The organism is Enterobacter cloacae complex sp. P6RS, assembly GCF_014982245.1.
Classification (GTDB): Bacteria; Pseudomonadota; Gammaproteobacteria; order Enterobacterales; family Enterobacteriaceae; genus Enterobacter; species Enterobacter bugandensis.
This window is the reverse complement of sequence record NZ_JADCLB010000020.1, coordinates 447995-459428: the sequence shown is the minus strand read 5'-3', so window position 1 is coordinate 459428 and position 11434 is coordinate 447995. Positions and strand designations below refer to the sequence as shown.

General features: G+C 54.1%; 11 protein-coding genes. 3 read left to right on the top strand and 8 right to left on the bottom strand.

The window, feature by feature from the left end; translation table 11 throughout:
* The first annotated feature begins 244 nt into the window (after positions 1-244).
* Both gndA and ugd read left to right on the top strand, forming a co-directional pair.
* Positions 245-1651, top strand: coding sequence for an NADP-dependent phosphogluconate dehydrogenase (gndA, locus tag INF73_RS15930; RefSeq protein WP_028013772.1), 1407 nt, complete (start codon positions 245-247; stop codon positions 1649-1651).
* Positions 1652-1875: 224 nt separating this feature from the next.
* The gene (gene ugd / locus INF73_RS15925; RefSeq protein ID WP_041909161.1) at positions 1876-3042 is read left to right on the top strand and encodes a UDP-glucose 6-dehydrogenase; all 1167 of its coding nucleotides are present in this window, start codon (positions 1876-1878) and stop codon (positions 3040-3042) included.
* A gap of 51 nt (positions 3043-3093) precedes the next feature.
* On the opposite strand, the gene INF73_RS15920 is transcribed toward ugd, so the two are convergent.
* On the bottom strand, positions 3094-4098 hold the full coding sequence (locus INF73_RS15920; RefSeq protein ID WP_193542009.1) for an NAD-dependent epimerase: 1005 nt from the start codon (positions 4096-4098) through the stop codon (positions 3094-3096).
* A gap of 194 nt (positions 4099-4292) precedes the next feature.
* Between INF73_RS15920 and wzzB the strand changes: the two genes are divergently transcribed.
* Positions 4293-5273, top strand: a complete 981-nt coding sequence (gene wzzB / locus INF73_RS15915; RefSeq protein ID WP_193542011.1) for an LPS O-antigen chain length determinant protein WzzB — start codon at positions 4293-4295, stop codon at positions 5271-5273.
* 40 nt (positions 5274-5313) lie between these two features.
* On the opposite strand, the gene hisIE is transcribed toward wzzB, so the two are convergent.
* Genes hisIE through hisD form a run of 7 tightly spaced genes read right to left on the bottom strand, consistent with a single transcriptional unit; the run spans position 5314 to position 11430 of the window.
* Positions 5314-5925 (bottom strand): bifunctional phosphoribosyl-AMP cyclohydrolase/phosphoribosyl-ATP diphosphatase HisIE, encoded by a 612-nt coding sequence (hisIE, locus tag INF73_RS15910; RefSeq protein WP_193542013.1) that lies wholly within the window; start codon positions 5923-5925, stop codon positions 5314-5316.
* The gene (gene hisF, locus INF73_RS15905) at positions 5919-6695 is read right to left on the bottom strand and encodes an imidazole glycerol phosphate synthase subunit HisF (RefSeq protein WP_193542015.1); all 777 of its coding nucleotides are present in this window, start codon (positions 6693-6695) and stop codon (positions 5919-5921) included. The genes hisIE and hisF overlap by 7 nt, the downstream gene beginning before the upstream one ends.
* On the bottom strand, positions 6677-7414 hold the full coding sequence (gene hisA, locus INF73_RS15900) for a 1-(5-phosphoribosyl)-5-[(5-phosphoribosylamino)methylideneamino]imidazole-4-carboxamide isomerase (protein ID WP_193542017.1): 738 nt from the start codon (positions 7412-7414) through the stop codon (positions 6677-6679). Before hisA ends, hisF begins: the two co-directional genes overlap by 19 nt.
* Complete coding sequence (gene hisH / locus INF73_RS15895; RefSeq protein ID WP_192987625.1) at positions 7414-8004, bottom strand: imidazole glycerol phosphate synthase subunit HisH; 591 nt, start codon at positions 8002-8004, stop codon at positions 7414-7416. Before hisH ends, hisA begins: the two co-directional genes overlap by 1 nt.
* A complete protein-coding gene (gene hisB / locus INF73_RS15890; protein ID WP_028013764.1) occupies positions 8004-9071 on the bottom strand; it encodes a bifunctional histidinol-phosphatase/imidazoleglycerol-phosphate dehydratase HisB in 1068 nt (355 codons plus the stop codon). The genes hisH and hisB overlap by 1 nt, the downstream gene beginning before the upstream one ends.
* On the bottom strand, positions 9068-10129 hold the full coding sequence (gene hisC / locus INF73_RS15885) for a histidinol-phosphate transaminase (protein ID WP_028013763.1): 1062 nt from the start codon (positions 10127-10129) through the stop codon (positions 9068-9070). The genes hisB and hisC overlap by 4 nt, the downstream gene beginning before the upstream one ends.
* Positions 10126-11430, bottom strand: a complete 1305-nt coding sequence (hisD, locus tag INF73_RS15880) for a histidinol dehydrogenase (RefSeq protein ID WP_193542019.1) — start codon at positions 11428-11430, stop codon at positions 10126-10128. Before hisD ends, hisC begins: the two co-directional genes overlap by 4 nt.
* Positions 11431-11434 lie beyond the last annotated feature (4 nt).

The following is an 11434-nucleotide window of genomic DNA, read 5'->3' as shown; positions in this document are numbered from 1 at the left end:
TGTTGCTTTTACATTGGCGTTAATTTTTTGCTTTTTTTCGATAACCTATTTATTTTTAAGTTGATAAAGAAATTGAAGTTAAGAAATGCTTAATTAATAAAATTAACATTCCTCAAATTTAACAATGTCTATTAAGAAATAAATCTAGAATAATGCTATTCAAAAGCGTCTAAAATAGGTTAACATCATGACAACAATTACCTGCGTAATGAATCGCAGTGACCACACCTGACAGGAGTATGTAATGTCCAAGCAACAGATCGGCGTTGTCGGTATGGCAGTGATGGGGCGCAACCTGGCGCTCAACATCGAAAGCCGTGGTTATACCGTCTCCGTTTTCAACCGCTCCCGTGATAAGACTGAAGAAGTGATTGCCGAGAACCCAGGCAAGAAGCTGGTTCCTTTCTATACGGTGAAAGAGTTCGTTGAGTCTCTGGAAACGCCTCGTCGAATCCTGCTAATGGTGAAAGCGGGCGCAGGTACCGATGCAGCTATCGACTCCCTGAAGCCTTACCTCGAAAAAGGCGACATCATCATTGATGGCGGTAACACTTTCTTCCAGGACACCATTCGTCGTAACCGTGAATTGTCCGCTGAAGGCTTCAACTTCATCGGTACCGGCGTTTCCGGCGGAGAAGAGGGCGCGCTGAAAGGTCCATCTATTATGCCTGGCGGCCAGAAAGAAGCGTACGAGCTGGTTGCGCCAATTCTGACTAAAATTGCTGCCGTTGCTGAAGATGGCGAGCCTTGTGTGACCTATATAGGTCCGGACGGTGCGGGTCACTATGTCAAAATGGTGCACAACGGCATCGAATACGGCGATATGCAGCTGATTGCAGAGGCATACTCCCTGCTGAAAGGCGGCCTGAATCTCTCTAACGAAGAGCTGGCTGAAACCTTTACCGAGTGGAATAAAGGCGAGCTTAACAGCTATCTGATCGACATCACCAAAGATATCTTCACGAAGAAAGATGAAGAAGGTAAATACTTGGTTGATGTGATTCTGGATGAAGCAGCGAACAAAGGTACCGGTAAATGGACCAGCCAGAGCTCTCTGGATCTGGGCGAGCCGCTGTCTCTGATCACCGAATCCGTCTTTGCGCGTTATATCTCTTCTCTGAAAGAGCAGCGCGTTGCGGCTTCTAAAGTGCTGTCAGGCCCACAGGCTAAACCAGCCGGTGACAAAGCTGAGTTCGTCGAGAAAGTTCGTCGCGCCCTGTACCTGGGTAAAATCGTCTCCTACGCGCAGGGCTTCTCACAGCTGCGTGCGGCGTCTGACGAGAATAACTGGGACCTGAACTACGGCGAGATCGCGAAGATCTTCCGCGCGGGTTGCATCATTCGTGCGCAGTTCCTGCAGAAAATCACCGATGCCTATGCTGAAAACGCAGGTATCGCTAACCTTCTGCTGGCACCGTACTTTAAGAAGATTGCAGACGAGTACCAGCAGGCGCTGCGTGACGTGGTTGCCTACGCTGTACAGAACGGTATCCCGGTTCCAACCTTCTCCGCTGCGGTGGCGTATTACGATAGCTACCGCGCTGCCGTTCTGCCTGCCAACCTGATTCAGGCACAGCGTGACTATTTCGGCGCGCATACTTACAAGCGCACGGATAAAGAAGGCGTGTTCCACACCGAATGGATGGAATAAGTTAACTTACTCGCTTTCATCAAACCCGGAGCCTGTCTCCGGGTTTTTTTATGCAAAAATGCCGCGCATTATTCGAAGTAGTCTGAATCTCATTCCCCTCGTTGTGATTACTCCTGGTTTGCCTTGACAGTGCTGTTTGCCAGGAGGTACAAAGCCCAACAGTTATGTTTATCGCGATGGTCTGCTGGCCATCAATACAGTTAACTAAAAGAAGTCATTAGCGAATGAAAATAACAATTTCCGGAACAGGGTATGTCGGTCTTTCTAACGGCATTCTGATTGCTCAGAACCATGAAGTGGTTGCGCTGGATATCGTGCAGGCCAAAGTGGATATGCTCAATCAGAAGAAATCGCCGATTGTCGACAAAGAAATCCAGGACTATCTCAGCAACAAACCGCTGAATTTCCGCGCCACGACAGATAAAGAAGATGCATACCGCGATGCGGATTACGTCATCATTGCGACGCCTACTGACTACGATCCAAAAACCAACTACTTCAACACCTCAACCGTAGAAGCGGTTATCAAAGATGTTATTGCGGTCAATCCTGATGCGGTGATGGTTATTAAATCAACCATTCCTGTCGGCTTTACCAAATCCATAAAAGAAAAGTTTGGTATCGATAATATTTTCTTCTCGCCTGAGTTCCTGCGTGAGGGGAGAGCGCTTTACGATAACCTGCATCCTTCCCGTATCGTTATTGGCGAACGCTCTGAGCGCGCTGAACGCTTTGCCGCACTGCTGCAGGAAGGCGCGGTGAAGAAAGATATTCCGGTGCTGTTCACAGACTCCACCGAAGCGGAGGCAATTAAGCTTTTCGCAAATACCTATCTGGCAATGCGAGTCGCTTACTTCAATGAGCTCGACAGCTATGCAGAAAGTCTTGGGCTTAACACCCGCCAGATTATTGAAGGGGTTTGCCTCGACCCGCGTATTGGTAACCACTACAACAACCCGTCATTTGGCTACGGCGGTTATTGCCTGCCAAAAGATACCAAGCAGCTGCTGGCAAACTACCAGGCTGTGCCGAATAACCTGATATCGGCGATTGTTGACGCTAACCGTACGCGTAAAGATTTCATCTCCGATTCTATTCTTGCGCGCCAGCCGAAAGTGGTCGGCGTGTATCGTTTGATCATGAAGAGCGGTTCCGATAATTTCCGCGCCTCTTCCATTCAGGGGATCATGAAGCGCATCAAGGCGAAAGGCGTTGAAGTTATTATTTATGAACCGGCCATGCAGGAAGATCAGTTCTTCAATTCCCGCGTGATCCGCGATCTGGATGCTTTTAAGAAGGAAGCGGATGTCATCATCTCGAACCGCATGGCCGAAGAGCTGGCTGACGTCGCTGACAAAGTCTATACCCGCGATCTGTTCGGTAGCGACTAATTCTATTACGTTAAAATAAAAAACCCGGCTGATTTGCCGGGTTTTTTATTTTCAGACCTTGTAAAACTCGCGGTACCAGTCAACGAAGTTCTTCACGCCGTCTTTAACCGAGGTTTGCGGTTTGAAACCGATCACGTCATAGAGCGCTTTCGTGTCGGCGCTGGTTTCCAGGACGTCGCCCGGCTGGAGTGGCAACATATTTTTCTCAGCTTTCTTACCCAGCGCCTCTTCCAGCGCGGTGATGTAGTCCATCAGTTCTACTGGCGAACTGTTACCGATGTTGTAAACGCGGTAAGGTGCTGAACTGGTTGCCGGTGTGCCAGTCTCGACGGTCCAGTTTACGTCAGGATGGGGAATAACATCCTGCAGGCGGATAATTGCTTCAGCGATATCATCGATGTAGGTGAAATCGCGCTTCATCTTGCCGTAGTTATAGACATCGATGCTTTTGCCTTCAATCATCGCCTTAGTAAACTTAAACAGCGCCATGTCCGGGCGTCCCCACGGACCGTATACGGTAAAGAAGCGCAGTCCGGTGGTCGGCAGGTTGTAGAGATGCGAATAGGTGTGCGACATCAGCTCATTGGCTTTTTTGGTCGCGGCATAAAGCGAGACCGGATGATCCACGGAATCGTCGGTGGAGAACGGCATTTTGCGGTTGAGGCCATATACTGAGCTGGATGAAGCATACAGCAAATGTTGAATATTATTGTGGCGGCAACCTTCCAGCACGTTGAGATGGCCAATTAAGTTGGCATCCGCATAGGCGTGCGGATTTTCCAGGGAGTACCGGACGCCAGCCTGTGCGGCCAGATGAATGACCCGATCAAACTTCTCACCGGCGAAAAGCGCAGCCATCCTTTCCCGATCGGCTAATTCCATCTTGTGGAAGGTGAAACGCTCCGATTGTAGCCGTTCAAGACGCGCCAGCTTCAAATTGACGTCGTAGTAATCATTCAGGTTATCAATACCGACAACCTGATGGCCGGCCTCAAGCAGGCGTTTACTGACATTAGAACCGATAAAACCAGCTGCGCCCGTTACCAGAAATTTCATATCTTCCCTCATAAACCCAGGTTCTTGCAGATGCGATAACGCATTACATGGTGTCTATGATAACGCGAAGGGAGGCGAGTTACATAACGCATCTTTCCGATATAACTCATCGGATTCTTATAGAAAAATCCCCAGCAATAGATACACTATGCAAACATAATTATGTTTGCCCTTTTTCATCAGTTAGGGATTGTATGACGCAAAACAACAATAGCCAGGTCAGCCGAAGCAATGAGCCTGAGCAAATTGATTTACTTGATATAGTGCTGCAGCTGTGGCGTGGGAAGTGGATGATAGCAACCTTTGTTGTTGTTTTTATTGCCCTAGCTATTGGTTATCTTTCTGTTGCGAAAGAGAAGTGGACCTCAAGCGCGATTATTGCCCAGCCTGATGCCGCCCAAATAGCGACCTATTCAAATGCATTGAACATCCTCTATGGCAGTGCTGCCCCTTCAATGCTGGATATTCAAACGCGTGCGATTGGCCGTTTCAACTCTTCCTTCTCGGCGTTATCGCAGGCGCTGGACAATCAGGAAGTGCCAGAAAAACTGACTATTGAGCCTACTGTGAAAGGACAAACGCTGCCTTTAAGCGTCTCCTATACCAGTACATCTGCCGAAGCTGCGCAAAAGCAGCTGGCGCAGTACATTCAGCAGATAGATGAGCAAACGGCTAAAGAACTTGCCCTTGACCTTAAGGACAATATTAAAGAGCAGGTTAAAATCCTGAACGATTCCCTGGTAAACCAGGAGAAGGTTGCTCAGGAGCAGAAAGATCTGCGTATCAAGCAGATCGTTGAGGCGCTGAAAAATGCTGAAGCGGCGAAAATCTCCTCGCCGCAGCTCCAGCAAACCCAGGATGTGACTCAGGAGACGATGTTCCTGCTGGGAAGCGAGGGGCTGAAATCAATGATTCAAAACGAAGCCTCTCGTCCGCTGGTCTTTTCTGCGGCTTACTATCAGACCAGGCAAAACTTGCTGGACATTCAAAATCTGAACGTAAACCCGGATACTATCCACGTCTACCGTTACGTCATGAAGCCGGATCTGCCCGTTCGTCGCGATAGCCCGAAAAAAGCCATTGTTCTGATCCTTGCCGTGCTGCTGGGCGGAATGATTGGTTCAGGTGTGGTACTGGCGCGTAACGCATTGCACAACTACAAACCAAAAGCCTGATTTGCAGATTAAAAAAAACCGGGGAAATTCCCCGGTTTTTTTATTTATGACGCTTTCGAAGATTCTCTACCACCGCCGTCAAATCCAGTTCCTGATCCTGCAGCAGCACCAGCAGGTGATATATCAAATCCGACGCTTCATTCGTCAACTCTTCCCGGTCATGTACTGTCGCGGCCAGCGCCGTCTCAACGCCTTCTTCACCCACCTTCTGCGCAATACGCTTAGTCCCGCTGGCATACAGCTTCGCGGTATAGGAGCTCTCAGGATCCGCGGATTTACGCTCCGCCAGGAGTTGCTCAAGCTGATACAGGAACAGCCACTGGTGGCTCGCCTCGCCGAAGCAGCTGCTGGTGCCCTTATGGCAGGTTGGTCCGATCGGATTGGCCAGCACCAGCAGGGTGTCGTTATCGCAGTCTGGCGTCATGCTGACCACGTTCAGGAAGTGCCCCGAGGTTTCCCCTTTGGTCCACAGGCGCTGCTTCGTGCGCGAGAAAAACGTCACTTTGCCGCTGTCGATTGTTTTTGCCAGCGCGTCCTGGTTCATGTATCCCAGCATCAGCACTTCGCCTGAGACGGCATGCTGTACAACCACCGGCAGTAATCCGTCAGTTTTTACCCAGTCCAGCTGCGCCTGTTGTTGCTCTGTTAACATACCCTGATCTCCACGCCCTGGTCGGCCAGGTACGTTTTTAACTCGCCAATATTGATAATCTGTTTGTGGAACACGGACGCGGCCAGCGCGCCGTCCACGTTTGCATCGCGGAAGGCTTCCAGGAAGTGTTCCATGGTGCCCGCGCCGCCGGAGGCAATCAGCGGAACGTGGCACACCGCGCGAACTTTCTGCAGCTGCTCGAGATCGTAACCGTTACGCACGCCGTCCTGGTTCATCATGTTCAGCACAATCTCACCTGCGCCGCGCTTCTGCACTTCCTCTACCCAGTCGAGCGTTTCCCACTGCGTCACGCGCGTCCGGCTTTCATCGCCGGTATATTGGTTAACGTGATATTTGCCGGTCGCGGCGTCGAACCAGGTATCAATCCCTACCACTATGCACTGCACGCCAAAGCGATCGGCCAGGCGGGTAATCAGTTCCGGCTCGGCCAGAGCAGGGGAGTTGATGGAAATCTTGTCGGCGCCAAAAGAGAGAATTTTGGCGGCGTCATCAGCAGACTTAATCCCGCCCGCCACGCAGAACGGAATATCAATCACTTCCGCCACGCGCGCGACCCAGCTTTTATCGACAACGCGGCCATCGCTGGAGGCGGTGATATCATAGAAGACCAGTTCGTCAGCGCCTTCATCAGCATAGCGTTTTGCCAGCGGGACGATATCGCCAATGATCTCGTGGTTGCGGAACTGCACGCCTTTCACAACCTGACCATCGCGCACGTCAAGACAAGGAATTATCCGTTTTGCCAGCATTGAATCGCCTCCGTCACCGTAAATTTACCTTCCAGCAGGGCCCGGCCCACAATCACGCCCTGTACCCCCGTTCCGCGCAGCGCGGCGATATCGGCTAAGTCACCGATGCCGCCAGATGACTGGAATGCCACCTGCGGATAACGGGCGCAAACTTCTTCATATAAAGAAACGTTGGAACCCGCCAGCGTGCCGTCGCGCGAGATGTCCGTGCACAGCACGTGCTTCAGGCCCACAGGGAGATACGTTTCGACCAGCGCTTCCAGCGTTACGCCGGAATTTTCCTGCCAGCCGCTGACCGCCACCTGTTTATTACCCTGTTCGTCAATGCGCACGTCCAGCGCCAGTACCAGGGCGTCGGCGCCAAAGCGGCGGAACCAGCCCTTCACCGTCTCAGGCTCTTTCACGGCGGTTGAACCGACCACCACGCGCGCCACGCCCGCATCCAGCAGAGCCGCCACGTCGTCTTCGGTGCGCACGCCGCCGCCGACCTGCACGGGCACGTCAACACCAGCAACCAGTTTTTTCAGCAGCGGGATCTGGCGCTTCGCCGGATCTTTCGCGCCCGTTAAATCCACCAGATGCAGCACCTGTGCACCCTGGGCGGCATAATCCTGCAGGCGCGGCAGCGGGTCCTTTCCGTAGTCGCGCTGTCGACCGTAATCGCCCTGATGAAGACGGACAACCGTGCCGTCAATTAAATCTAACGCGGGAATAATCATCACATCTCCAGGAAGTTTTTCAGCAGCTGCGCGCCCGCGGCGCCAGAGCGTTCCGGGTGAAACTGCACGCCGAAGAAATTGTCTTTCTGCACCGCCGCGGTAAACGCCTCGCCATAATTGCACTGGGCGATGGTATTGACGTTCACCGGCATGGCGTAACTGTGCACGAAGTAAAAGTACGCGCCGTCTTCGATGCCGCGAAACAGCCGGTCACCCGCTTTGGCGTAAACTCGGTTCCAGCCCATATGCGGCAGAGGCAGGCCGTGGTCGGTCATTTTCGGTACGTCTTCGTCGATAATGCCCAGCAGGTCAACGCCGTTGCTCTCTTCGCTGCGGCGGCCAAGAAGCTGCATGCCCAGGCAAATCCCCAGCACCGGCTGGGTACAGGCTTTGATCAAATCGACCAGATCGCGTTCGCGAATCTGGTCCATCGCCGCCTGTGCGGTGCCAACGCCCGGCAGGAAAAGCTTGTCAGCGCGCAATACAATGTCCGGATCGCGGCTCACCACCGGCTCATAGCCGTGGCGCGCGATGGCCGATTTCACGGAGTTGAGGTTGGCGCATCCGGTATCCAGAATCACCACGTTCATTACAGCACTCCTTTCGACGAGGGCAGGGCATCGCCTTCCACGCGGATCGCCTGGCGAAGCGTACGGCCAAAGGCTTTAAACAGGCTCTCCACGCGGTGGTGATCGTTTTTGCCTTTGGTTTTCAGGTGCAGCGTCAGTCCCATGGTGTAGGACAGGGAACGGAAGAAGTGCTCCACCATTTCGGTGCTAAGATCGCCGACGCGCTGGTAGGTGAAATCAGCTTTGTATTCCAGGTGCGGACGACCCGAGATGTCCATGGCGCAGCGCGCCAGGCACTCGTCCATCGGCAGGACGAAGCCGAAACGGTTGATGCCGCGCTTGTCGCCGAGCGCCAGCTTCAGGGCTTCACCCAGCGCCAGGCCGGTATCTTCCACGGTGTGGTGATCGTCAATATAAAGGTCGCCTTTTACCGCGATCTCCATGCGGAAACCACCGTGGGTGGCAATCTGGTCCAGCATGTGGTCAAAGAAACCGACGCCGGTGTGGATCTTGCTGCCGCCTTCACGGTCCAGCCATACCTTTACATCAATCTGCGTCTCTTTGGTGTTACGCTCAACGTGGGAATAGCGGTCGCGTTTTGTCAGTTGCTCGCCAATCTTTGCCCAGTTAAGGTCGTTACGATCGTAGCGCAGCCCCGCGATGCCCATGTTTTCCGCCAGCGTAATATCGGTGATGCGATCGCCGATGACGTAGCTGTTGGTTTTATCCAGCATATCTTCGGCCAGATAGCGCTCAACCAGTTTCACCTTTGGCTTACGGCAGTCGCACTCGTCGGCTGGCATGTGCGGGCAAATCAGCACTTCATCAAATACCACGCCCTGAGAGGTCAGCACCTGCATCATCAGGTTATGCGGGCCGTCAAAGTCCGCCTGCGGGAAACTGTCCGTACCCAGACCGTCCTGGTTGGTAATCATTACCAGCTTATAGCCCGCTTTCTGAAGCTTAAGCAGTACGGGGATGACGTCCGGTTCAAAAGCCAGCTTGTCGAAACGATCGACCTGGAAATCGGCTGGTGGCTCCGAAATAAGGGTGCCGTCACGATCGATGAAAAGGATCTTCTGGGTCATACTTTCTCCGCTTTCAGGGCGTCAATGACGCGCTGGCTCTCTGCGCGGGTGCCTACGGTGATACGTAAACAGCCACTCAGGGAAGGTTGTTTATTCTGGTCTCGTAAGATAATGCCCTGATCCCATAAAGATTTAAATACGGCACTGGAGGCGGTGAAGCGCGCCAGGATGTAGTTGGTTTCCGAGTCGAACACCTGCTCGACGCAAGGGATGTCTTTCAGCGCGGTGACAAGGTACTGACGTTCCTCCAGGATCTGCGCCACGCGTTCGCGCATCGCGTTGATACCCTGAGGCGTCAGCGCCTGTGCCGCAATATCGGCAACCGGCGTTGAGAGCGGGTACGGGGCGATCACTTTCAGCAGCAGGTCGATAACCTCTTTATTCGCCAGCGTAAACCCGCATCGCAGGCCCGCGAGGGCGAAGGCTTTTGACAACGTGCGCAGCACAACGAGATGCGGATACTCTTCCAGCCAGCCCGTCAGCGTCGCCTGCGGGCAGAACTCGATGTAGGCCTCGTCGGCCACCACCAGCGCTTTACCACGGGTCATCTCCAGCAGGGTGCGGATATCCTGCGGGTTAATAATCTGCCCGGTTGGGTTATTTGGGCTGCAGACGAAGACGACCTTCACGCCGTCGAGATTGTCGGCAATGCCCTGTAAATCGAGCTGCCAGTTCTCCAGCGCCTGGACGTTGCGGCACGCCACGCCGAAGGTTTCGGCGCTGACGCTGTACATGCCATACGTGGGCTGGCAGTACATCACCGCGTCTTTGCCCGGCTCGCAGAACGCACGGATCAGCAGTTCAATGCCCTCATCCGCGCCGCGGCTGACCAGTACCTGCTCCGGCTTCACACCCGCGTACTGGGCGTAGTTTTCAATCACCGCTTTTGGCTGACACTCCGGATAGCGGTTCAGCGTTTGCTGCGACAGCTCAAACTGCACCGCAGTCGGGAATTCGTTGGCGTTCAGCCAGACGTCCCCGTTTCCGCCCAGACGACGCGCAGACTGGTAAGGCGTCAGGCGGCGGACATTTTCGCGGGCTAATTCTTCAATGTTCATGCTTGCTCCTTCAGGGCGGCAACGCGCAGCGTCACGGCGTTTTTGTGGGCGGTCAGACGCTCGGCGGCGGCCAGGGTTTCAATAGTAGAAGCCAGTGAAGCAAACCCCTCGCGGGACAGCTCCTGCACGGTCATGCGTTTCTGGAAATCCGCCAGGCCGAGGCTGGAACAGGTAGAGGTGTAGCCATACGTTGGCAGCACGTGGTTGGTGCCGGAGGCGTAATCCCCTGCGGACTCCGGTGACCAGTCGCCGAGGAACACCGAGCCCGCGCTGATGATGCTGTCGACCAGATCGCGCGCGTTGCGGGTCTGAATAATCAGGTGCTCCGGGCCGTACTGGTTGGAGATGGCGATGCACTGCTCGAGATCGCGCGCCACAATCAGGCGGCTGGCCGCTAACGCCTGACGTGCCGTGTCGGCGCGGGGCAGGTCGGCAAGCTGGCGTTCAACGGCTTCGCCCACGCGTTTCGCCATATCGGCATCCGGCGTCAGCAGGATGACCTGCGAGTCCGGGCCGTGTTCTGCCTGTGAAAGCAGGTCGGAGGCCACGAAGTCCGGCGTTGCGCCGCTGTCGGCAATGACCAGCACTTCAGACGGACCAGCAGGCATATCGATGGCCGCACCGTCGAGACGCTGGCTGACCTGGCGCTTGGCTTCGGTCACATACGCATTTCCCGGGCCAAAGATTTTGTCGACTTTAGGAATGGACTCCGTCCCGAACGCCAGGGCGGAAATCGCCTGCGCGCCGCCCACTTTATACACCGCCTGCACGCTGCAGAGTTTTGCCGCGTAGAGGATCTCATCGGCGATCGGTGGCGGAGAGCACAGCACTACTTTCTGGCATCCGGCGATACGCGCCGGCGTGGCGAGCATTAATACGGTCGAAAACAGCGGCGCTGAACCACCAGGGATATAAAGTCCCACTGACGCAACCGGGCGCGTCACCTGCTGGCAACGCACGCCGGGCAGGGTTTCGACATCCACGGTCTGCAGCTTCTGCGCGGTGTGGAAGGTATCAATGTTTTTCACCGCAACGGCCATCGCCTGCTTGATGTCGTCACCCAGACGATTACTGGCATCAATGATTTCCTGCTCCGTAACCTGCAATGCGCCGACTTCCGTCTTATCAAACTTTGCACTGTATTCACGCAGGGCGTCATCGCCACGGGCTTTGACGTTATCCAGGATCTCCGCCACGGTGCGGGAGATGCTTTCAGAGGCGGAAATCGCCGGGCGCATCAGCAGCTCGCGCTGTTGCTCGTCGCTACAATTATTCCAGTCGATGATTGTGTTAAAGCTCATGGCC